At 66.7% G+C, this 23,672-nt stretch carries 14 protein-coding genes and 2 pseudogenes; 4 read left to right on the top strand and 12 right to left on the bottom strand.

Annotated features, from left to right (window positions below; all coding sequences use genetic code 11):
• Positions 1-107 precede the first annotated feature (107 nt).
• From ACIBQ1_RS58805 to ACIBQ1_RS58795, 3 genes are all read right to left on the bottom strand, one after another.
• Positions 108-1,622, bottom strand: coding sequence for a sigma-70 family RNA polymerase sigma factor (locus ACIBQ1_RS58805; protein WP_397292046.1), 1,515 nt, complete (start codon positions 1,620-1,622; stop codon positions 108-110).
• Positions 1,623-1,839: 217 nt separating this feature from the next.
• A complete protein-coding gene (locus ACIBQ1_RS58800; protein WP_397292045.1) occupies positions 1,840-3,480 on the bottom strand; it encodes a CAP domain-containing protein in 1,641 nt (546 codons plus the stop codon).
• 356 nt (positions 3,481-3,836) lie between these two features.
• Positions 3,837-8,258: a ThuA domain-containing protein gene (locus ACIBQ1_RS58795; protein ID WP_397292042.1), complete on the bottom strand. Its 4,422-nt coding sequence runs from the start codon at positions 8,256-8,258 to the stop codon at positions 3,837-3,839.
• 450 nt (positions 8,259-8,708) lie between these two features.
• On the opposite strand from ACIBQ1_RS58795, the gene ACIBQ1_RS58790 reads away from it, so the two are divergent.
• The 3 genes and pseudogenes from ACIBQ1_RS58790 to ACIBQ1_RS58780 all read left to right on the top strand — a co-directional run.
• Positions 8,709-12,206: a ThuA domain-containing protein gene (locus ACIBQ1_RS58790; RefSeq protein WP_397292041.1), complete on the top strand. Its 3,498-nt coding sequence runs from the start codon at positions 8,709-8,711 to the stop codon at positions 12,204-12,206.
• A 224-nt stretch (positions 12,207-12,430) separates the two neighbouring features.
• Positions 12,431-14,572, top strand: a complete 2,142-nt coding sequence (locus tag ACIBQ1_RS58785; RefSeq protein WP_397292040.1) for an alpha-L-fucosidase — start codon at positions 12,431-12,433, stop codon at positions 14,570-14,572.
• A 36-nt stretch (positions 14,573-14,608) separates the two neighbouring features.
• A pseudogene (locus ACIBQ1_RS58780) lies at positions 14,609-15,118 on the top strand (family 20 glycosylhydrolase); the annotation flags it as partial.
• Here the strand turns inward: ACIBQ1_RS58780 and ACIBQ1_RS58775 are convergent.
• The 5 genes and pseudogenes from ACIBQ1_RS58775 to ACIBQ1_RS58755 all read right to left on the bottom strand — a co-directional run bounded on the left by ACIBQ1_RS58775 (position 15,112) and on the right by ACIBQ1_RS58755 (position 17,962).
• On the bottom strand, positions 15,112-15,408 hold the full coding sequence (locus ACIBQ1_RS58775) for an HIT domain-containing protein (RefSeq protein ID WP_397292038.1): 297 nt from the start codon (positions 15,406-15,408) through the stop codon (positions 15,112-15,114). The pseudogene ACIBQ1_RS58780 and the gene ACIBQ1_RS58775 overlap by 7 nt on opposite strands.
• An 820-nt stretch (positions 15,409-16,228) precedes the next feature.
• Positions 16,229-16,783: a peptide-methionine (S)-S-oxide reductase MsrA gene (gene msrA / locus ACIBQ1_RS58770; protein WP_397292037.1), complete on the bottom strand. Its 555-nt coding sequence runs from the start codon at positions 16,781-16,783 to the stop codon at positions 16,229-16,231.
• Positions 16,780-17,259 (bottom strand): peptide-methionine (R)-S-oxide reductase MsrB, encoded by a 480-nt coding sequence (gene msrB, locus ACIBQ1_RS58765; protein WP_397292072.1) that lies wholly within the window; start codon positions 17,257-17,259, stop codon positions 16,780-16,782. Before msrB ends, msrA begins: the two co-directional genes overlap by 4 nt.
• Positions 17,260-17,403: 144 nt before the next feature.
• A pseudogene (locus tag ACIBQ1_RS58760) lies at positions 17,404-17,568 on the bottom strand (cysteine--tRNA ligase); the annotation flags it as partial.
• Positions 17,569-17,671: 103 nt separating this feature from the next.
• Entirely contained in the window at positions 17,672-17,962 is a 291-nt protein-coding gene (locus ACIBQ1_RS58755) for a transposase (RefSeq protein ID WP_397292035.1), read from the bottom strand.
• A 140-nt stretch (positions 17,963-18,102) separates the two neighbouring features.
• On the opposite strand from ACIBQ1_RS58755, the gene ACIBQ1_RS58750 reads away from it, so the two are divergent.
• The gene (locus ACIBQ1_RS58750; RefSeq protein WP_397292033.1) at positions 18,103-18,741 is read left to right on the top strand and encodes a TetR/AcrR family transcriptional regulator; all 639 of its coding nucleotides are present in this window, start codon (positions 18,103-18,105) and stop codon (positions 18,739-18,741) included.
• Positions 18,742-19,140: 399 nt separating this feature from the next.
• Here the strand turns inward: ACIBQ1_RS58750 and ACIBQ1_RS58745 are convergent, their stop codons facing one another.
• The 4 genes from ACIBQ1_RS58745 to ACIBQ1_RS58730 all read right to left on the bottom strand — a co-directional run.
• A complete protein-coding gene (locus ACIBQ1_RS58745; protein WP_397292032.1) occupies positions 19,141-20,022 on the bottom strand; it encodes an MIP/aquaporin family protein in 882 nt (293 codons plus the stop codon).
• Positions 20,006-21,880: a glycoside hydrolase family 15 protein gene (locus ACIBQ1_RS58740; RefSeq protein ID WP_397292030.1), complete on the bottom strand. Its 1,875-nt coding sequence runs from the start codon at positions 21,878-21,880 to the stop codon at positions 20,006-20,008. Before ACIBQ1_RS58740 ends, ACIBQ1_RS58745 begins: the two co-directional genes overlap by 17 nt.
• A 117-nt stretch (positions 21,881-21,997) precedes the next feature.
• Entirely contained in the window at positions 21,998-23,365 is a 1,368-nt protein-coding gene (locus ACIBQ1_RS58735; protein ID WP_397292028.1) for a sensor histidine kinase, read from the bottom strand.
• 70 nt (positions 23,366-23,435) lie between these two features.
• The coding region (locus tag ACIBQ1_RS58730; RefSeq protein WP_397292026.1) for a transaldolase family protein at positions 23,436-23,672 on the bottom strand (237 nt) is incomplete at its 5' end.

The following is a 23,672-nucleotide window of genomic DNA, read 5'->3' as shown; positions in this document are numbered from 1 at the left end:
GCGGCACGGGCATGCTCTCAACCAGTTCACACACCCGAGGGCAACTACCAGCACGTCAGGGCGAAGACGACCTTGGGGCACGGTACAGGCCTCCGGCCGCCACATCGCTAGATCGCCTGCCACTTCTGGTTGTCGCCGCCCCAGCAGGACCAGAGCTGGACCCGGGAGGTTGGCACGTCCACGTCCAGGCATAGGCCTGAGCCGACTCCGCGGATCGTGCCATCAGCGTTCAAGGCCCACTTCTGGTTGTCTCCTCCCTGGCAGTCGCGGATGCCGACCGCGGTGCCGTCGGTCTTGCCTTGCTCCACGGCGTCCAGGCACTTCTGGCCGTCGTAGACGGTGATCTGCCCGGAGGGCGTTCTGGTCCACACCTGGGCGCTCGTGCCGTTACAGCTGTAGACCCAGATCTGCCCGACGGTGTTGCGGCTGCCCTCGGGGACGTCGAGGCAGAGTCGGGTGCCGACGTTGCGCAGGGCGCTCGTGGTGACCGGGTCGATGTCCAATTTCGTGGGCCCGGGCGGGGCTGTGGCGGTCTTCCGGGGATGGCGTGGGGTGGTGCACGACCGTGCCTTGACCTGGCCGCCTGCCCGCCCGGCGCATCGGTCCACGTCGGTGATTCGCGTGCGTGGGGCCGTCCTGACCGTGGAGCCCGCGGTCGGCTTCAGAGTGTCTTTCTGCTTGGAGGTGGACTTCGGTGTGGGTGTGGATGACGGTACCGCCCTCCACGTCGACGCGGCGGACGCCTGTGGGGGTGATGCCGCTGGGAGCTGGGGATCCGGCGGCAGGGTCAAGACGGCTGCTGCGGTAGCGGCGACCACCGCTACCGCAGCGGTCACCGGGATCGCCCAGCCCGACATCCCGATGGCGGCCCCCTTCGATGCGGTGGCCTTCCCTAAGGCGAGCGGCAGCAGCACGATCGGCAGCGCGGCCCGCAGTGTGGAGTTGAGGTCGCGCAGCTCGGCGAATGCCCGTGCGCAGCTTGGGCAGACGTCGAGATGCGCACGCAGCGCCCGGGGAATGCGACTGCTGGGCTTGCGGACAACCGTCGCCATCCGGTCGGCGAAACTTTGGCACTCAGGCGAGCCAGCCACAACATGAGCGGCCAGGTATGCTTTACGCAGCCCTTCGCGCGCGCGGAAGGCCAGCACGCTCACATTCCCGGGAGTGATGCCGAGGATCCGTGCGACCCGCTCGGGCTCCTCCTCCTCGATCAAGGTGTGCCACAGTACGGTCTGCCAGCGCGGCGGCAGCGAGCGGTAGGCCCGGACAACGAGGTCGTCGGAAACCTCAGGCTCTGTCACGAGCAGATCGGCGAACTCCTCAGCCCTGAACTCGCCCATCAGGACCAGACGCTGGTCGGTCCGCGCCCACTCGGCCGCCGTGTTACGCACCACGGCATACAGATAGGGACGCCACCCGCCGGACGGACCGCCCGCACCCGTGCGGACGGTCCGTAAGGTTCGGGTGAACGCCTCGCTGGCCAGGTCCTCGGCGGCCTGCGGATCCGGGGACAGACGGCGGGCGAAGGCGAGGACGGACGCGTGGTGCCGCTCATACAGCTCCGCGACGGCATGGCTGTCGCCGGTCCTGACCCGCTGGGTCAGTTCCGCGTCCTCGCACATACGACCTTCCGTCATCTGATCAAGAATCTGTGCATCCCTCCCGGATACGACGCACCGGCGTACCTGGCCATGACCTTCTTGCCCGAGCTCCTTTCACTATTAGGAGTGAGTTGCGTCGCGCCTGCGGGTTACGCGATTTCTGAGATTTTCGGCCCCACGAGCAAGATGAGGCCGGAGACGGTGGGATGAGCCACCTACGCGCCTCGCTCAGGCAGGACTACTTGGCGGCGAACACCTGCGTCCAGTGGTTCGTCCCACTGGAGTTCTTGGCCAGGCCGACACCGATCAGGGTGTAGCCGCAGTTCATGATGTTGTTGCGGTGGCCAGGGCTGTTCATCCAGCTCTGGACCACCGAGGCCGCGGACGACTGGCCCTTGGCGATGTTCTCGGCCCAGCCGGATCCTCCGGTGAACCCGGCCGCCCTGATGCGGTCCATGAAGCTGCGGCCGTCCTTTGATTCGTGGCTGAAGTAGTTCTTCTTGGCCATGTCGTCGGAGTGGCCGAAGGCGGCGGCGCGCAGTTGCGGATCGGGTGTGAGCGGCTGGCAGCCGCCCTTGGCCCGCTCGGCGTTGGTCAGGCGGACGACCTCGTTCTCCTCTGCCGTGCCGACGGGTCCCGATGACGGCGGGGGCGTCTTGGTGGAGCTGGGTGAGGGTGCCGCAGGCGTGGGGGACCCCTTGGTGGGCCTTGAGTCCGGCACCTTCGGGTCCTTGGGCAGGATGCTGCCGGACCAGACGTTGGCGGCGGCGGTGTAGACGCCGTACGTCTCTCCGTCGAAGAACGGGGAGCCGATCTGGTCGTAGCGGCCGTTGTCGTCGGCGTCGATGAAGGTGGAGGTGACGCCGTTGACATAGCCGAGGCGCTTGTCGTTGCTGTACTTCAGCAACCAGGGGCCTCCGTCGAAGCCGTAAGTGGCCGCGCCCTTGAGAACGATCTGCTCCTCGATCTTCAGAGTGGCGTCGACCGCTGTTTTGCCGGTGTTGCCGTAGAGCCACTTGGGGCTGACGCCGGTGTAGGGCTTGTCACCGTCGGGGTGCTCACCGGCCGGGTAACCGAACGCGAAGATCTTCTGGCCTGGCTTGATGTTATAGGCCATGCCCTGACCTCCGACAGCGTCACCCAGACGACCGGCGTCCTCCAAGACGGCGTAGCGCCACTCGCCGTTGTAGGTCCACTTCGGACCCAGATAGGCGTCGTACTCTGCCTTGCTGCCCCTGCCGACCAGCTTGACCTTGAGTCCGTTGTAGACCGAGACGAACGCATAGTCACGGTCGAAGTCCTCGTAGACGTCGAAGTCGTAGTGGGTGAAGGCCTGCTTGGCGGCGTAGATACCCCACGGGGCCCTGCCCTGGTAGTAGCCCGGGACGAAGACCCAGCGGTCGAGGACATGGCCGTCGTCGTCAGTGTCGTAGGCGCAGTGGCCGGCGGTGGCGACCAGGTTGCGGTACTTGGACTGCACAGAAGTGGCCGAGCACCAGTACGGCTTGCCGTCACGAACGAAGAACACCTTGCCCACGGTCTTGGGCAGGTTGATGTTCTTGGACTTGGCGGTCTTCGTCCGCTCGTCACCGATCGCGGGGATGGCACCCGGCTTGCCGTCGCTCGCGGGAGCGCCCGTGGACTTCAGGCGAGCGGTGCGGGTGTTGACCTTGTAGTCCGGGTGGTATTCCTCGGAGTCCTTGAGGGCCTTGCCGTTGCTTCGCAGCCAGAACGAGACAACATCGAAGGCGTCCTGGGCGGCGACCGGCTCTCCGGATGCGGGGGCCCCTTCAGGGGCGGCCTGAGCCGGAGCGATGAGTGCCGAGGACAGAAGGCCGACGGTCGCGAGGATGCCACCGGCAGCGAGGATGCGATGCAAAGGGGAACTCCTTGGTCTGTCGTGGGACGCCTCTTGCGTCCCAGACGTCAGGAAAGGGATCGCGAGGACATGCGTGCGTGGCGTGATTCGATTCGGCGCACCCGCTCTTGACACCATTGGCAGCAAGAGATTCCGATCTCCTCTCGCTCAGCAGCACTCCCTTCGCTCACCAAGAAGGAGTTCGTCGCCCCGTACGGATTACGCGGTTTCGTGAGCGCACTCGGTCGTCGTGGCGCGCTTGGCACGGGACACGACGTGCCATCCCGGAGGAGGCTCGCGCCCCTGCCGACGCACTCGGGACCGAATGTCGCCGTCAGGGGCGCCGCGCGTCAGCCTGCGCCGGCTCCGTCTCGGAGTCAGTCGCGGCGAAGCGTGAAGTCGTCCACGTCCAAACTGGAGCCGTCGAAGGTGAGGTAGAGCTTGACGGTCTTGCCGGGCACGTTGGTCAGCCGGCTCGAGACGTCCTGGTAGGACTCCCATCCGCCCGTGTTGGGCACGGTCACCCGGCCCAGCACCGTCCCGGTCGGCGAGTCCGTGCGGATCTCGAAGCCCCCCGTCGGGTTGACCGAGGCGATGCGGGCGGTGAAGGAGGTGACGCCGGTGAGGTCCACCTCGTCGTAGGCCGCCCAATCACCCAGGTTGACGAAGCCGAGCACGGTGCCGCCGTGTGCCGGGGTGTGCGGGTAGGTCTGGACGCCGTTGGCCTGGGACCAGCCCTCCGCCTGGATGACGGTGTCGCCGGTGGGCGCGCCGAGTTCCTTGACGCGGATGTTGCGGAAGGAGACGGTGTCGCCGTTGCCGTGGTTCTGCAGGCCGATGTGCCCGTCCTTGAGCGAGCGTGCCGGATCGGTGTTGGTGAAATCGTTGATCTTTACTCCGTTGAGCAGCACCTGGACGCGTTCGCCCTCGACCCTGATCTCGAAGGTGTTCCACTGGCCGGGTGGGTTGAGCGCCTTGTCGCGTGCGGCGATGTCGGCCGACTTGAAGCCGTAGATGGCGCCGGTGGTCTTGTCGGCCGCGTCCGTGGCGTCGATCTGGATCTCATAGCCGTTGTTGACCGCCGACCAGGGATCGGTGGAGGGCGGGAATCCGATGAAGATCCCGGAGTTGTCGTCTCCGGTCAGCTTCCAGTCGGCCTTGAGTGAGTAGCCCTTGGTGAATTCCTTGGCCTTGTACCAGTACAGGCCCATGCCGCCCGTGGAGGTCAGCGTGGCGTCGGCGTTGGTGAAGCTGCCGGGTCCGGCCTGCTCCCAGCCGGTGGTCGAGCCGTTGTAGAGGGCGGTGTAACCGGTCTCCGGACGGCAGTCGGCCTGTGCGGTCCCCATGGCGTACGCGATGCCGCCCTTGAGATGCTGCAGGAAGGCTGGCTCCGAGTAGGTCTCGGCGGTGTGGCCGAGACCGGTGTAGAAGGAGCGGCCGCCCTGGTAGGTCTTGCACCAGGAGATCGGGTGGTCGGCGCCCATCGACCCTCCGCTGTAGGACGACTCGTCCAGCGTGGCCAGGACGTGCGCCGTGGCACGCGGGTTGGACTTGTAGTCGTACCACTCGTCGGTCCGGGTCCAGGTGGTGTCCAGGTGAGCGGTGGCCGTGTTCGCCCGATCCTCGATCTTGATCTTGGCCTGCTGGATCGCCGGGTGAGAGGAGAACCAGGCTCCGACGAGCTCGCCGTAGAACGGCCAGTCGTACTCGGTGTCGGCTGCCGCGTGCACGCCCACGTACCCGCCGCCCGCCTTGATGTAGGACTCGAAGGCGGTCTGCTGGTCGGCGTTCAGCACGTCACCGGTGGTGTTGAGGAAAACCACCGCCTTGTACGAGGCCAGGTTCGCCGTGGTGAAGGCGCCTGGGTCCTCGGTGGCAGTCGCTTTGAAGCCCATGTTCTTGATCGCTTGGATGCCGGCCGCGATGGAGTCGTGCCGGAATCCCGTCGTGCGGCTGAAGACCAGCACGTCACCGCCGTCGGCGGACGAGCTGCCGGGCGGGCTGAACTTCTGGTTGGCACCCCCGTCGCAGGTACGGATGACCAATTGCGCCCGGTCGGTGGCGTCCAGGCATTTGCCGAGCGCCTTGATCGTGCCGGACGTGCCGTCCACGGTCCACTTCTGGGCGTTGGTGTTGTTACAGGTGTAGATCTGCACCTCGGTGCCGTCAGCGGCGACCGCTCCCCTGACATCCAGGCATTTGCCCAGCGCCTTGATTGTGCCGGCGGTGCTGTCGATGGTCCACTTCTGGGCGTCGGTGCTGTTGCATTCGTACATCTGCACCTTGGTGGAGTCGGCGGTGTTCGCTCCCGCGACGTCGACGCAGCCGCCGCCGGGCCCGCCGATCGTTCCGGTGACGGGTGGCGTCACGGCCTCGGGCGACAGGATGAAGGAGTCGACGTCGAACAGCGCGCCCGAGCCTCCGGTGAACACCAGGAACAGGCTGTCGGTCTTGGTGGTGACGCCGGTCAGTGCGGTCTCGACGTCCGTGAAGGTCTCCCATCCGCCGGTCTTCGGCACTGCCACCTTGCCCACCAGCGGCCCGCCCTGCGAGCCGGTACGGATCTCGATGTTTCCGCCCGCACCTGCTGACGAGACCCGGAAGCGTGCCGACTTGGCGCCGCTCAGCTCGTAGGGCTTGAAGGAGATCCAGTCGCCGTTCTCGATGGACCCGACCGTCTTGCCGCCTTCGGCGGCCGTCGGCTTGTTCTCTTGCTGGACGCCCGAGGAGGCGGCGGCGTAGTGCTCGGCCTGCCGGTGCCTGGGCTGCAGGATGTGTTCCTTGCTGCCGGTCAGCTTGTCCTTGTCGGTGTAGGAGGCGTTGAACACGGCGAAGATGTTGGCCGCACTGTCGTGCTCACCGTCCTTGGGAATGGTCAGCGTGCCCTCACAGCCGTTCTTCGAGGTAATGGCGTGGCCATGGCTGTCGTGTCCGAGGATGTAGGTCACCTTGACCGCCGCACAGTCGATCGTGCCGTCCTCCGGATCGGTCACGGTGACCTTGAAGGGCACCGTGTCGCCCCAGTCGAACAGCTGGCCCTCGCGCGGCGTCTGGAAAGCGATCGTCGGCGCGGTGTTGCCCACGGTGATCGGCATGCTTGAGGTGCCTGAATTTCCCGCCGGATCCTTCACGGTGAGTGTCGCCTGGAACTCGCCTCTGGCGGTGTAGGTGTGCGTGGGGTTGGCCTGGGTCGAGGTGCCGCCGTCGCCGAAGTCCCAGGCGTAAGTCAGGGCCTGGCCGTCGGGGTCGCTCGAGCCTTCGGAGGAGAAGGCGACGGTTAACGGTGGCTGTCCCGAGGTCTTGTCCGCGGACGCCTTGGCGGTCGGGCTCCGGTCGCGGCCCTTGATGTACTCGATGCGATACAGAGCGGAGTTCGCGTCTCCGCTGAAGTAGCCGGTGCCGTAGTCCAGCACGTAGAGCGCGCCGTCGGGGCCGAAGGCCAGGTCCATCACCTGGGTGCCGCTCCACGGGAAGTTCAGGATGTGGTTGTCGGCCAGGCTGACGGCCTTGATCCAGCGGCGGCCGAACTCGCCGAGGAAGACCATGTTGTCCAGTTCCTGCGGGAACTTCACCGCCGACTGCAGCTCCGGGTCGTAGCGGTAGGCAGGGCCGCCCATCGGTGACTCCGACCCCGTCCCGAACTCGGGCGGGCTGCCCGCGTCGCCGCCGTACCTGATCCAGGCCGGTTGCGCGGTCGGCAGCTTCGTCAGGCCGGTGTTGCGGAAGGAGTTGTTGGCCGGGCCTCCTGCGCAGTCGTATTTGGTGCCCGAAGGCCCGGAGGGGAAGGTGTATTCGTTGTAGGTCTCCGCGGACGTGTTGGTCCCCGTGCAGTAGGGCCAGCCGAAGTTGCCTGCTTGGCTGACCTTGTTGAACTCCACCTGCCCTGAGGGCCCGCGATCGGGATTGGTGCCGCCCGCATCCGGGCCGTAGTCGCCGACGTAGACGACCCCGGTCTTCTTGTCGACGCTCATCCTGAACGGGTTGCGGAAGCCCATGGCGTAGATCTCGGGCCGGGTCTTCGCCGTGCCCGGCGGGAACAGGTTTCCCGACGGCACGGTGTAGGACCCGTCGGCGGGATTCACCTTGATCCGGAGGATCTTGCCCCGCAGATCGTTGGTGTTGGCCGAGGTGCGCTGGGCGTCGTAGGCGTTGTTGCGGTCGGTCCGCTCGTCGAGGGGCGCGTAGCCGGCGGAGTCGAAGGGGTTGGTGTCGTCGCCGGTCGACAGGTAGAGGTTGCCCTGGGCGTCGAAGTCGATGTCGCCGCCGACGTGGCAGCACATGCCCCGATCCGCGGTGACGTCCAGGACCTTCTTCTCGCTAGCGACATCGAGCGTCCAGTCGGTCTTCAAGGTGAAACGCGACAGCCGGTTCACCCCCTGCCAGGCACTCCAGTCCGTGCCCGTGGCCGGTGCGTCACCGGCCGGGGTGGACAGCTTGGGCGCGTAGTAGAGGTAGATCGTCCTGTTGGTGGCGAAGCCTGGGTCGGCGGCCACTCCCTGCAGGCCCTCCTCGTCGTGGCTGTAGACCGGCAGCGTGCCGATGACCTGGGTGTTTCCACCCTTGTCGGTACGGCGGAGCGTCCCGTCACGCGAGGTGTGGAGGACCGACAGATCAGGTAGCACGGCGAGGCTCATGGGTTCGCCTGTTTCAGCGGCGCCTTTGGCCAGCGTCACGGTCTGGTAGTCGGCTGAGTCTATGGCGTCGTGGGCTCGGGCCGGCAGGGCCATGGCCGTCATGCCAGAAACGGCCAGGGCTAAGACGCTCAGGCGAGCGAGCCAGCGGGGGGTTCGACGAAACATGCGCGCGATCCTTCGTTACGAGGGGGTTGCGGCGAATTTCACCTGAATTTAGACACAGAGCGCGGTTAAGTCCAGCATGTTTCGCTGACAGAAATCGAAAGTTCCCACGTTGATCATCCGATGCTCTGGGCGCCCCGCCGAATGGCAGACGGCGCCGCTGCACGCGGACAGGACTCTCCTATCTTGAGAGAGTGGCAGGAGAACTGGGCGATTACGCGCATTTGCAAGATCTTTCGGCACACCTGAGCCACTAACCGCAGAGCAGACACCTCCGCAGGGTTGTGCCGTCTACTTTCCTACTTATGCTTGACGGTCGACATAAGCCGCCATAGCATCCGGCGATATGAGGGATATAGGCCGGAAATCGGCTGATGCCCTGCGCTGGGGCGTCATTGGCACTGTTTCACCGGCTGACCAGCCCTCGCCCCAGCTCTGACCCCGGAGACCCCCATGCGTCGAGTTCTTGCTGCCCTGATCACCCCCTTCCTGCTGTTATTACCTTCAGGTACAGCCGTCGCCGCCACCGCCCAGCACGACCTCTTCCGCGCGCTGCTGTTCACCAAGGCCGTCGGCTACGTCCACGGCTCCATCCCCGCCGGCATCCAGATGATCAAAGATCTTGGAGCCGCCAACCACTTCGAGGTCGTCCAGACCGACGACTCCAGCGCCTTCAACGACGCCAACCTCGCCACCTTCGACGTGCTGATCATGCTGCAGAACTCTGGCATGGTCTGGGAGAACGACACCCAGCGGCAGGCCGTACAGAAATACGTCCGCTCCGGCAAGGGCATCGTCGGCATCCACAACACCCTCGACATGGGCATCGAGAGCGAGTTCCCCTGGTGGGACGACCTGATCAACGGCGGCGCGCACATGCCCGCCCACTCTCCGGGCGTGCTGCAGGGCACCGCCAAGGTGACCGACCGCGTCCACCCCTCCACCAAGGACCTGCCGCTGCGCTGGCAGCGCGCCGAGGAGTGGTACAACTTCTCGCCCAACCCGCGCGGCAACGTGCACGTCCTGGTCTCTGCCGACGAGACCACCTACGACCCCGGGCCATCCAAGATGGGCCCCGACCACCCCATCTCCTGGTGCCGCAAGGCCGAGGGCGGCAAGGTCTGGGCCACCGCCATGGGCCACGACACCGCCGCCTACGCCGAGCCCCTTTTCCGCCAGCACGTGCTCGGCGGCATCCAATGGGCCGCGGGCGCCGCGGAGGGCGACTGCGGCGGCACGGTGACCAGCGGCTTCGAGAAGGTCACGCTGGACGACAACACCGCCGACCCGATGGAGCTGGACGTCGCCGCTGACGGGCGGGTCTTCTACGTGCAGCGCAAGGGCGAGATCAAGATCTTCAAGCCGGACACGCACACGACAGTCACCGCTGCCACGCTCAGCGTCTACACCGGTGGTGAGGACGGCCTGGTCGGCATGGAGCTCGACCCGAACTTCGCCCAGAACGGGTGGATCTACGTCTACTGGTCACCGGAGAGCAGCGCCACCGATGTCAACCGGCTCTCCCGCTTCACGGTCAGCGGCGACAAGATCGACCTGGCCACGGAGAAGAAGATCCTCGAGGTGCCCGCGTACCGGCAGCGCACCTATCCCGAGCCCGGCCACACCGGCGGCGCCATCGAGTTCGGGCCTGACGGAACGCTCTATCTGAGCACCGGCGACGACGTCCCGCCGAATCTGTCGCCCGACTGGCAGGGGTACGCACCTCTTGACTGGCGTCCCGGGCAGCAGATGCTCGACGCCGCCCGCACCGCGGGCAACACCAACGACCTGCGTGGCAAGATCCTTCGCATCAAACCGAAGACGGACGGGACGTACGACATCCCAGCGGGCAACCTCTTCCCGCCGGGAACGGCCAAGACCAAGCCCGAGATCTACGCCATGGGCTTCCGCAACCCCTTCCGCTTCACCGTGGACCAGAAGACCGGATACGTGCACGCGGCCGACCGCGGGCCTGAGGGACTGGTCGAGTACAACATCATCAAGAAGGCAGGCAACTACGGCTGGCCGTTCTGCCACGGCGACAACCAGCCCTACGCCCCCTACAACCCTGACACGAAGGTCGTCGGCCCCAAGTTCAACTGCGCCGCACCCGTCAACAACTCCCCCAACAACACAGGGCTCACCGACCTGCCGCCGATCCAGAAGCCCGTCATGTGGTACGGCTACGGCGCCTCGCCGACCTTCCCCGAACTCGGGACCGGCGGTGCCGGACCCATGGCCGGACCGGTGTACCGGTACAACGCCGCCAACCCCTCCGCCACGAAGTTCCCAGCCTACTTCGACGGCAAGAACTTCTTCTACGAGTGGTCCCGGCACTTCGTGAAGACCATCCACCTGGACGACCAGGACAACGTGCTCAAAATCGACCCGTTCCTAGGCTCGTTCACCAAGCCCATGGACATGACGTTCGCCCCCAACGGGTCGATGTACCTGCTGGAGTGGGGAAGCCAGTTCGGCGGCGGCAACAGCGACTCCGGCCTCTACCGGATCGACTACTCCGCTGGCGCCCGCGCCCCCATCGCCAAGGCGACTGCGTCGAAGACGGACGGACCCACACCCCTGACGGTCGAGTTCGACAGCGCGGGCAGCTCCGATCCCGACGGCGATCCGATCAGCATCGCCTGGGACTTCGACGGCAACGGCACCGTCGACTCCACCGCGGCCAAGGCGTCGCACACGTACCAGGCCAAGGGACGCTTCACCGCCCAGCTACGTGTGAAGGACTCCACGGGCAAGGAGGGCTTCGCCAACGTCGAGATCACCGTCGGCAACTCCAAGCCCGTGGTGACCATCGAAACTCCCCTGAACGGCACACTCATCGAGTTCGGCCAGGACATTCCGTACAAGGTCAAGGTCACCGACCCTGACGGCGGCACAGTCGACTGCTCGAAGGTCATGGTCAACCCCGCGCTCGGCCACGACGACCACGAGCACGAGACAGTCGACAAGCCCGGCTGCGAAGGCACCATCCCCACCAGTGACCTCGGCGGCCACCCCGCCGGCGCCAACCTCTACTACGCCATCAACGCCCACTACACCGACCAGGGCGAATACCCGCTGACCGGATACACCAAGGCCGTCCTGCAGCCCAAGCGCAAGCAGGCCGAGTACTTCACGACCATGTCCGGGATCCGCGTCATCGACCAGGCGGGCGCCGAGAGCGGCAAGCGCATCGGCGACATCAGCAACAACGACTGGATCGCCTTCACCCCGATGGACCTCAACGCCATCACCTCCGCCGCCTTCCGCATCTCCAGCCCGTCCGGCGGCGGCAGCATCGAGCTCCACGCCGACTCTCCCACCGGGACCCTGCTGGCCACCGCACCCGTCCACAACACCGGCGGATGGGACAACTACCAGATGACCGCCGCCGTCCCGGTGAAGTCGGACGTCCGCACCAAGTCCATCTACGCGGTCTTCAAGAACAGCCAGAACAACGCCTTTGACTTGGACGCCATCCAGTTGGCGGGCGAGACCCAGGGCGGCCCCGCTGCCGGCGTTTACACCATCACCGCACAACACAGCGGCAAGAACGTCACCCCCAAGGACGCCTCCGTCGCCGACGTCGCGCCGATCGTGCAGATGACCGCGGGTACGGGCACGGAGCAGAGATGGCAGGCCATCCCCGTGGCCGAGGGCGGCTACCAGTTCAAGAACGTCAAGAGCGGCAAATGCCTGGACGTCCCCAACGGCTCCACCACGGGCGGCACCCAGCTTGTCCAGTGGTCCTGCCACCCATCCGGCCACGCCCACCTCGTCCACCAGCGGTTCTTCCCCGTCGCGAGCGATGGAACCTACAAGGTGACCGCCGCCGCGAGCGGGCTCTGCCTCGACGTCAACGGCGTCTCCCAGGCCGACGGCGGCGCCGTCATCCAATGGAACTGCACCAACGCCGACAACCAGAAGTTCCGCCTCACCAAGGTCAGCTGACCTCGATGACATACAACGGAGCACCGACCGCCAGACCGCCGGTCGCCGGCTGGCGTGTCTGGCGGTCGGACTCCGGCCGGTACTGGGCAACCCGAACGAAGCCGTTCAGTCACACTGCCGAGCACGCGGGCGCGGCCCGCACCGTCGACGGGGACACGCTGTCGCAGCTGTACCGCTCCATCGCCAAGCGGGAGAGCACAGCAAATCCTTCAAGGAGGTAGGTCATGCGAATCCGATCCGTGCTGAGCTCGCTGATCCTCTGCTCCACGCTCGCGCTGACCAATGGGCCCGCCTGGGCCGAACCCGGTGACAACTACGTGCCCGATGATGCGTTCACGTCGTCACGCACACAGTGGTGGCGGGACGGGCACTTCGGGATGTTCATGCATTTCGGCCTCTACAGCGCCTACCGGGGCGAGTACCGGCGCCCCGACGGCACGGTCTGCCGTGACGCCGAATGGATCAAGCGCAATTGCGCCATCCCGTGGGCGGAGTACGAGGCGAAGGCCACCACATTCAACCCTGCCGGCTTCGACGCGAACGCCGTGATCAGCGCCGCGAAGACCGCCGGGCAGAAGTACTTCGTCATCACGGCCAAGCACCACGACGGCTTCTCGATGTGGCCCACGAAGGTCAACGACTGGAACATCCGCGACCGCACGCCGTTCAAGCGGGACATCCTCGCCGAGCTCGCCACCGCCGCCCGTACCCAGGGCGTGAAGCTCGGCTTCTACTACTCCATCTGGGACTGGCACGACCCCGACGCCCGGCCGGGCTCCCCCAACTACGCCGCGTACGTAGCACGGATGAAGGCGCAGCTCAAAGAGCTGCTGACCAACTACGGGGACATCGCCGTCCTCTGGTTCGACGGCGAGTGGGAGAACCCGTGGACCGCGCAGGAGGGCGCGCGGCTGGAGGAGTACGTCCGTACCCTCTCCCCCACCACCGTCGTCAACAACCGAGTCGCCAAACGGGGCATCGCGGACGGCGACTACGGCACCCCCGAACAGGAGATTCCCACGGCCCCGACCGACGGCCAGCTGTGGGAATCCTGCATGACGATCAACGGCACGTGGGGATACGCCGCCTGGGACACGAACTACAAGTCCACCACCGACCTCACACGCAACCTGGTGGGCATCGCGGCGAGCAGCGGAAACTACCTGCTCAATGTCGGGCCCGACGACAAGGGAGTCATCCCGCAGCCGCAGCTCGACAGGCTTGAAGGGATGGGCGACTGGCTTCGCGCGAACGGACCAGCCGTCTACGGCGCCTTTTACACCGGCCTGGTCGCCAAGCCCTCTTGGGGAGTGGTCAGCCGCAACGGCAACAAGCTCTACGCCTCCGTCTACACCTGGCCCGCCTCGGGCACACCGCTGCACCTGAGCGCCAAGGCGCCCTTGACGGTGACCGGCGCCCGCGTACTGGCCACCGGTGCCACGGTGCCAGTGACCGCCTCCGGGGACGGCTACGACCTGCGACCGACCGGCGCGGCCCCTGACCCGATCGCCTCAGTGATCGAACTGGACCTCACGCCGACACCCGCCCGTCCCGCCGGCACAGGCACCGGACTGACCGCGCAGTTCTGGACCAACGACACCTTCACCGGAACCCCCGCAGTCACCCGCGTCGACCCCACCATCAACGCCGACTGGAAGTACGAAGGCTCCCCCGCACCAGCCATCCCCACCACGAACTTCTCCGCCCGATGGACCGGGCTGATCGAACCTCGCTACAGCCAGCCCTACACCTTCGCCACCTTGTCCGACGACACCATCCGCCTCTGGATCGACGACCAGCTCGTCATCAGCAACACCACCCCGCACGCCGCGAAGATCGACAAAGGCACCATCGCCCTCACGGCCGGCAAGCGACACGCCATCACCATGGAGGTCACCCAGAACGGCGGCGCGTCGGCCGCCAAACTGTTCTGGTCCAGCCCGGACACACCCCAGCAGATCGTCCCAGCCACCCAGCTCCATCCAGCGACGACCCTCAACGACGACGCCCCGGGCATGACCTACACCGGCAGCTGGCACACCAGTGTCAACCGGCACTACGCCGACGACTACAACAAGGACGTCCACTACACCACGACCAACGATGACGCGTTCTCCTACACCTTCACCGGCACCGGCATCGACTTCCGATCCGAGAAGTACAGCGACCAAGGCGTGGTCGACTTCTACCTCGACGGCCAACACCAAGCCGCCGTCGACACCACCAACCCCACCCGGCTGTCCCAGCAGCTTCTCTACTCCCGCCGCGACCTGCCCTACGGCCGGCACACCCTCAAAGCCGTCAAGCGCTCCGGCCAGTACATGGTCGTCGACCGCATCGACACCTACGTGGGAGGTACGAGATGAAATCGGCCCATTTACGGCGCCTGGCCGTGATCGCGACTGCGGCGGTGTTGCTTCCCCTGCCGAGCGCCGTTCCCGATCACGACGTCCGGTACCGGGATCAAACTCTCCCTGTCCGGGGCCGCGACCATGGCACAGGAGGCCTATCAGCTCGAGGTCACCACACATGGGATCACCATCACCGCGCGCACCCAGGACGGGCTGATGCGGGGCGTGCAAACGTTCCGGCAACTCCTTCCGCCGAAGGTGGAGAGCCTCACCGTCCAGCCAGGCCCCTGGACGATCAACGGTGTCTCGATCACCGACCAACCGCGGTTCGCCTGGCGAGGCGTCATGCTCGACGTGGCCCGCCACTTCTTCACCGTGGACGAGGTCAAGCGCTTCATCGACCAGGCGGCGCTGTACAAGGTGAACATCCTGCACCTGCATCTCACCGACGACCAGGGCTGGCGCATCCAGATCGACAGCTGGCCTCGGCTCGCCACCTTCGGCGGCAGCACCGAGGTCGGCCGCGGCGCCGGTGGCTACTACACCAAGCAGGACTACGCAGAGATCATCTGCCAGGCCGTAGGGCCGGTGGCGTGCCAGATGTTCATCCCGCCCGGTTCCAGCGCGCGCCGCAGCAGGGCAGCGGTGTGCACAGCACCCCGCATCAGCAGGCCCGCGCGGTCCGGACCGATGTCGGTCAGGTCGCAACAGTGCTCGCGGGGGACGACCAAGGTGTGACCGCGAGTCGCCTGCGAGATGTCAAGGAAGGCGACCACGTGCTCGTCGGAGTAGACGATCTCCGCGGGGATCTCCCCAGCAACGATGCCGCAGAATGTACAGGTCCTGGTCATGACCGCCTTTCCTCCACTTGATCGAACCAGAGCGTAGCGACGCCGGATCAGGTTGGGGAGAGTGCCGTCGAGCGGTGGTCGAAGCCGGCCTCGCTCCTCGTCCACGGGCAGGGTGAAGAAACGGACGTAGACGGGGCGGGCGTCGGGCGGGCCTCTTCGGCCTTACGGCTGTAGCGCAGGAACAGGGCGATGTACTCGTCGTAGAAGGTACCGAGGTTTTCTTGATCATGCGGGCCAGCCCGCGTGAGCCTTTCGCCCAGCCGAGGTCGGTCGGCGTCCTGCGCGCACAATATGGCGCCTACTAATTCTTCCCATCTGGTCGGCGCCGTCCTGATTTGATGGAAGAGACCTGCCCTTTGTCTCCGTCCGCGCGGCCAACTTCGCGCTTTCTGTTGAGGCGTTGCAAGCTCTCCTTCACATCACGCACAGCCTGACGCCAACGGTCCTGCTCGCGGTAGAGCTGCTGTGCGGGATCAGGCTGCCAACCAGCCAAGCGGGTGAGCTCTTCGTCGAATTCCGTGAGATCCCATGCCAACCCCAACGGTGCCAGGCACGTCGGCGTCGCTCTGCATCCGAACGATATTGTGCGGTCCACGCGGAGCGGTTGCCGGACGGCCTCCGTCTCGACCTGATACTTCCGGCGGGCAACCGCTGAACGCGGAAAGGACTGACTCGTCATTCTTCCCGGACCGAGGGCAGGGACCGTGGCCAGCCTCGGAGACGACACCACCATCGGGCACACGATCGGCGCCGTTCGTGACGGAACCGGTGAGGGCGCGCTCATCACCTCAGTGGTGAACGCGCCCTCGCAATAGAGCCCTCAGGATGAGGTCGCAGCGCGCCTGGGCAGTACCCAGTCCGGACGCGGGAAGTGGCACGTGTAGCCGTTCGGGTACGCGATCAGGTAGTCCTGGTGCTCGGGTTCGGCCTCCCAGAACGGCCCTGCGGGCTCGATCGTCGTCACGGCCTTACCCGGCCACAGGCCCGACGCGTCGACATCGGCGATCGTGTCACGTGCGACCTTCTCCTGTTCGGGGGTGAGCGGGAAGATCGCCGAGCGGTAGCTCGTGCCGATGTCGTTGCCCTGACGGTTCAACGTCGACGGGTCGTGGATCTGGAAGAAGAACGCCAGGATGTCACGGTAGGTCGTCTGCGCCGGATCGAAGACGATCTCGACCGCCTCGGCGTGGCCGGGGTGGTTGCGATACGTGGCGTGATCGTTGTCTCCGCCGGTGTATCCGACGCGCGTGTCCAGCACGCCTGGCTGCCGACGAATGAGGTCCTCCATGCCCCAGAAACACCCGCCGGCCAGGATGGCCGTCTCGGTGCCCGGTTCGCGGGTGATCTGTCCGGTGTCATGAATTCCGCTGGTCATGATGCGTGCTCCTCTGTGCTGGTGGTGTCGGCCGTCTCGAACAGCGAGCGGTACTCGCCGTAGCCCTGCGTCTCGAGCTCGGAGACCGGGACGAAGCGCAGCGCCGCCGAGTTCATGCAGTACCTCTGGCCCCCGGCGTCGGCAGGACCATCATCGAACACGTGCCCGAGGTGACTGTCAGCTCCGGTGGACCGCACCTCCGCGCGAGTCATCCCGAACGACCTGTCCGTCTCCGAGCGAACGGCGGCCGCCACGATCGGCTTGGTGAAGCTCGGCCATCCGGTGCCGCTGTCGTACTTGTCGGTCGACGAGAACAGAGGCTGCCCGGAGACCACATCCACGTAGATCCCCGGCTCATGGTTGTTCCAGTACTCGTTGTGGAACGCCGGCTCCGTCCCGTCCTTCTGAGTGACGCGGAACTGGCTGTCGGTGAGGCGGCTCAGCGCCTCCGGAGTCTTGCTGTAGTCGTGCGACACGATATCTCCTCTTCTGACGTCGCTGGCTGCGGCGTCAGTGGAAGTAACATCGCAGAGAATCGTTTTGGTCCCGGGTTCCTGAGAACTCGCTGTGACTGCGATCTCAGGTTCGGGTGGAAGGGTCAGGTCCGGAAAGCCCGCGTCGACGAGTCTGCCGATGAACTCGAGCATGTCAGCGATGCGGCCAGTAGCTCGCGGCTCGTACGTTGGAGTGCGGACGCCGATTGTCTGGTAGGCGTGTGCGAACGCTCTCTCGTTCCGGTACGCCCATGCCCACCACGGGATTCGAGCCACCTTGCTTGCGGCCAGGATCTTGCCACGTCCAGGTCGGTGACATTGCGCACAAGCGTCACATCGAGTCCGTGCCCGATCTCAAGCCAACGCCATAGTTGATCAAATGCGACCGCTGACCTCAGATGTCCGGACATGCGGCACATCCTGAACCGTTGGCCCGCACAAGTACACACTTGTGGCCGTAGGCTTCATGGGCGGTCACCCAGCCGAACAGCATGCCGGCGGCGAGCGCCCGTTCGATCATGGCCCGTAGGAGCTGAGGTTTGGTGGCGAAGCCGACCTGTTCGGGGACGCGTGCGGCCGCGCGGTGCTCCGGCGACGCGATCCACGATTCCCTGGGCAGATAGAGCTCCCGATCGAGCACAGCCCGGCCACCAGTGGAGACGTAGCCGAGGAACACGCCGACCACGAGCTCCTCTCGTTATCCGCCCCGCGGATTGGCCCGTCTGCCGGAGATCACCTGCGGTCGTTCTCTGCAGAGCTTTCCAAAAAGAACCTTGAAGTCCATAATTGGAGTTTTTAGGATTCGCTCGCACTAGGCTGGATCCCGTGGCGGATCAGGCGCGGGACAAGAACGATGCTCGGCTGACCGAGCGTGGGCGGGCCACGCGCAACCGCATCCTGAGAGCGGCCACGGACATGATGTATGTCCGTGGCGTGGCCGCAACAACCCTCGACGATGTCCGGACAGCCAGCGGGACGAGCAAGTCACAGCTGTATCGTCACTATCCCGACAAGGATGCCCTGATGCGTGATGTCGTCACGCTGCAAGCCTCCGAGGTTCTGGAGTGGCACCAGCAATACCTCACGCGTTTGAAGTCCCTGCGGGGATTGGAGCGATGGCGGGACGCGCTGGTCGAACGCGTCGCCCTACGTGAGGGCGCGTACGGTTGCCCCCTGGGCTCGCTGGCGAGCGAGCTCGCCGACCAGGACGAGGGGATCCGCAAGACACTCGCCCAGCACTTCGAGGAGTGGGAGGGGCTGCTCCGAGCCGGCCTGGAGAGAGCTCGAGACTCCGGCACCCTGCGGCCGGACGCGGATCCCGCGGCGCTGGCCACCGGGATGATGGCCGCCGTGCAGGGCGGCTATCTGCTCGCTCAGACGGCCCGCGACCCGGGCCCCATGAAGCTCTCCCTGGACATGGCGATCGACCATATCCGCGCCTACGCCGCCGATGAGGGCTCCTGAGCAGCTTCTCTCGCATATGGACGAAATAGTCCTTTATTTTGTGCTGCCTGGTGGGTAAGGTGAGGACGGCGGCGACCCTCATGGGCATGTCAGAGCTCGCGGGGTGCCCTCCGTACGGGTAGGCCCGGGGCTGACCGTGTTGACGCGTTACGCCACGTGGCCCGTACTCGGCGGCCCAGGACTTGGTGAGCAGCTCCGGCGCGGCCTTGCTCGCCCCGTACAGGCCCATCCCGGCGACGCCGAACCGGCGACCATCGTGGTCACGTTCACGATCGCGTCGTGTCCGCGCTCGGCATGCCCGGCGCCAGCGCGGCGACGAGGAAGAACGGCGCTGCGGCCAGCCTGGGTACGTCCGTGATGTGGGCGCTGTCCGCCTCCCGGGATATACGGCGATCGCCTTCATCTTCGGTGCTCCCTCCGTGAGCGATGGTGACGGGCGCCCGGTCGCCACCGGCCGATGCCGGCGAGGATGGGCGACAGAGCTGCGGAGCGGGTGCGGACGGGCCGCCGGATGCGGTCGTCGGGTGAGGTGTAGGCGCAGTTCAGAAAGTGGCATGGGTAGGCCTGGTCGTGCATGAGCTTCGCGCAGGCCACGGTCCCCCACAGACGCCGGTGCAGCAGCGCCGCGGTGACCGCGCCGAGTGTCGGTGCCACGAGGTATACCCACAGTCCCGTCCAAGTGGCGCCGACCAGCGCGGGGCCGATGCTGCGGGCGGGGTTCAGGCTGGTGCCGGACACCGGCGCCTCGGTGAACACCAGTACGGCCACGAGCGATGACGCGGCGGCCGCGGTGTACGGCATCAGGCGCGGGCGGTCAACGAAGGTGAGGATCAGCGTGAGGAGCAGGAACGTCATCACGGCCTCGGCGACCAGCGCGGTGGCCGCGCCGCCGAGCCTGGGTACAGTCGCGCCGACCCGCACGCTGGCCGCCGCGCCGTCCCACACCAGAAGCGCCGCCAGCGCATCGGTGATCGCGCCCGCCACCTGCGCTGAGACGTACTTCAGCGCCGAACCTGACGTCATCTTGTCCAGCACCCAGAACGCGGTCGTGACCGAGGGATTCAGGTGGCCGCCGCTGATCCGGCCAAGTGGCGAGTAGATGATCCCCGCCGCCGCGGTGGCGGTCAGGACGCCCGTCAGGAGCCTCCGCAGGTCCTCGTTCGGCACCGTATCGACGAGCGGCGAGCCGGGCGCGAAGCCTGCGACGATCGCACTGACGACGAGCAGCAGCAGGAGCGCCGTGCCGACGAACTCGGCGGTGATCTCACGCCATCCGGCCATCGCCGTTCCCGCTGCCCGCGCCGGCCGCCCCGCCGGCCCGTGCGGTTCGTTCGGTTTCGTCGATGGCCCAGGCGGTGTTGACGAGCCCGATGTGGCTGAACGCCTGCGGAAAGTTGCCGAGCAGCTCGCCGCTCCCGGGGTCGACCTGCTCCGACAGCAGGCCCACGTCGTTGGTGTACGCGGCGGCTCGCTCGAATGCCTCCCTGGCCCGGCCGACCTGCCCGGACATGGCGAGCGCCTGCGCCAGCCAGAACGAGCACAACAGGAAGGTGCCCTCCTCACCAGCGAGGCCGTCGATACCGTCCGCGGTGCGGTAGCGGTAGACCAGGCCCTGGTCGTCGGTGAGCCGGTCCGCGACGGCGTCGATCGTGGAAAGCACTCGCGGGTCACCCGCGGGAAGGAAGCCGACGATCGGCACCATGAGGACGCTGGCGTCCAGCTCGTCGGAGCCGAAGGCCTGTGTGAACGCCCCCACCCGGTCGTTCCAGCCCTCGCGCAGCAGGGTTTCGCGGATCTCGGCGCGGGTCCGCCGCCAGGACTCGACACACTCCTGCGCCCGTAGGAGGCCGGCGAGGGCGATGCCGCGGTCCAGCGCCACCCAGCACATGAGCTTGGAGTACAGGAAGTGCCGCGGCTCCCCCCGTGTCTCCCAGATGCCCTGGTCCTTTTCCATCCAGCGCTCGGCCGCGGTGTCGGCACAGACACGGAGGAAGCGCCGGACGTCGTCGTCGATGTCGCCGATCTGCCGTTCGAGGCGCACGGCCGCATCGAGCAGCTCGCCGTACACGTCGATCTGCCGCTGGTTCCACGCGTCGTTTCCGACGCGTACCGGTCGGCTGCCGCGCCAGCCGCGCAGGTGCGGAAGGGTGCGCTCGCTCAGGTCGTGCTCGCCGCGGACGCTGAACATGATCTGCAGCGCGCGGTCCTTGCCCAGGGACGGGGCGGCGGTGGTGAGGAAGGCGAAGAAGTCGCTCGCCTCGTCGGGGCAGGCCGCGACCCACAGGGCGCCCATGGTCAGTGACGCGTCCCGTACCCACGTGTACCGGTAGTCCCAGTTGCGCTCGCCGCAGGCCCATTCGGGCAGCGACGTCGTGGCGGCCGCTACGATCGCCCCGCTGGGCTGGAAGGACAGCGCCTGCAGCACCCGCCCGCTGTGGTGCACCTGGTCGCGCCACGGACCGTCGTAGGCCTGGTGGAGGCTGGACCACGACTGCCAGGCGACGATCGTGTCGTCCAGCCGGGCCGCCAGTTCCGCCTGGTCCCACACCCGCGCGGGAGTCTCCTGTAGCGTCGAGCGGTGCATCCCGAAGTGCCGTGTTTCGCCCTCTCGCACCGTGAACACGCCGTATCCACTGCAGTCGCCGATGCCGAGGGGGAACGGCGTGGTCAGCACGAGCCACTCGGCGCCGCCGCGGGCGGTCACGCCGCCGTCGACGACGGACAGGATCGGGTTGATCAGGCCGTACTCCGGCCGGGGCCGGTACTCCACCTCCATCGGCACCTCGCCGCCGACGCCGGACACCCGTCGGGCGAGCAGGTGCGGCACACCGACGCCAAGCCGGTGGCCGCCGTCGTCCGGGCCGGTGAGCAGGGCGTCGGTGAGAACGACCGTGCCGCTCCCGGTGCGGAAGGTGGTCTCCAGCACCATCGTCTGCGGTAGGTAGCGGCGAGTCGTCTCATACGGGACGGTCGGGCGGATCGCCCAGTGCCCGGCCTCGTCGTCCAGTAGGCGGGCGAAGACGGACGGCCCGTCGAACCGGGGGAAGCACAGCCACTCGGCCGACCCATCCCGGCTGATCAGGCCGGCGGAATGACGATCGGACACCAACGCGAGGTCGGCGATGGGTGTGGTGCTCATCAGTGCTCCCGGCTGCCATTGGCATCAAGAACTGGTCGAACTGTCCGAACTGGATCCTGGCGGTGTCGTCAATCCCGACATGGCGGGCCTATCTGTTAATGCGGCTCTTGGTGCGCGTCAGGTTCCTGCTTCCTGGTGTGCTGTTGCGGGACCTCCGCTGATGAGTGGCAGCCACAGCACGAACCTGGCCCCACGTGGCGAATCCTCGACCGTGAGGGTGCCGTGGTGGTTGTGTGCGATGTCGCGGGAGATGGCCAGGCCGAGCCCGCTTCCGCCGGGGTCGCGGCGGCGGCCGTCGTCGAGGCGGACGAACCGTTCGAAGACGCGTTCGCGGTGGGTCGGTGGGATGCCGGGCCCGTCGTCGGTCACCGTGACCGCGACCCTGTCGTCGGCCGGCTCGACAGTGACCTCGACAGAGGATTCGGCGTGCCGCTGCGCGTTGGCCAGGAGGTTGTCGAGCACGCGGATCAGCTGCATGCGGAAGCCGCGGATCTCCAGCCCGGCGGGCGCGTGGACGTTCATCGGCACGGACTTGGACTGCGTGCTCACCTCGGTGGCGACGAGCTCGCCGAGATCGATCTTCTCCGGGGGGCACGGGTCGGCGGCCCGGAGTCGGGCCAGCAGCAGCAGGTCATTGACGATCGCCTCCAGCCGGTCGGCGGTGGTCAGCGCCGTCTGGAGCGTTTGCCGGGCGTCGACGTCGTCGGGGTAGAGCAGCGCCTCCTCCAGTTGCGTGCGCAGGGCGGCGATAGGGGTGCGCAGCTCGTGGCTGGTCGTGCAGGCGAACTGGCGTAGCTGCTTCACCGCACCGTCGAGCTGGCTGAGGGTCTGGTTCGTGGTGGTGGCGAGCTGGGTGATCTCGTCGTCGCCCGGCGGTACGGGAACACGCAGGCTGAGCTCGCTCACCGTGATCTGGGAGATCCTGGCCCTGATCGCCTCGACGGGGCGCAGCGTGCGCCCGGCCAGCACCCATGCGGTCCAGGCCGCGACGGCGGTGATCAGGGCGATCCCGGTCATGATGGTGTATTCGAGGTCGTGTGTGGCCAGCAGGCCCGGTTCCGGGATGCCGGCGTACACGACGCCCGCGTCCGGTGCCGGGGTCAGGCGGATGGCGTGCAGCAGGATGCACCGGTCGTTCGGTGAGCACTCGCGGTAGAGCTGGTAACGGGCGTCGGGCGGAGGCCGGAGCCGGCTCAGCGGCACGGTCGCGGAGGCCGTCCGGCTGGACTCCACGACACGCTGGTGGGCGTCCACGACCTGGATGAGATCGGCGGGTGGGTTGGCGGGGATCGGGCGTGGCACGACGCCGCTGCGGGCGACCGGGCTCCACTGGCTCGCCACCCGTTCGGCCTGGTGGAAGATGTCGGACTGGAAGCGGTAGCGGATCGTGAGGTCCAGGGTCGCGCCGAGCACCACCAGGATGCTCAGCGCGAAGAGAGCCGCGATGACCGTACACCGCGCCCGGATGGAACGAGGGCGTGCCACAAGCGACGCGCCGCCTCTCAACGGGTAGAGGACGCCGAACCGATGCAGGACGGACGCATGCGACACCACGTCAGGCACTCACCTTCACGAGCCGCTCGGCCACGGTGTCGAGCAGTTCCAGCCAGGACTTCTCGAATGTGCCGATGCCCTTGTCTTCGAGTACCTGGAACACGTCGGTCAGGTCGACACCGACCTCAGCGAGTCGAGCGAAGACCTCCCGCGCCTGCGTGATCGTGCCGCTGATCGTGTCGCCAGTGATACGGGCGTGATCGGCGACGGCGAGGAGAGTCGTCTCCGGCATGGTGGT

It is taken from the genome of Nonomuraea sp. NPDC050153 (assembly GCF_044460125.1).
GTDB lineage: Bacteria > Actinomycetota > Actinomycetes > Streptosporangiales > Streptosporangiaceae > Nonomuraea.
The sequence above is the reverse complement of the archived record's forward strand: the minus strand, read 5'-3'. Positions and strand labels throughout refer to the sequence as shown.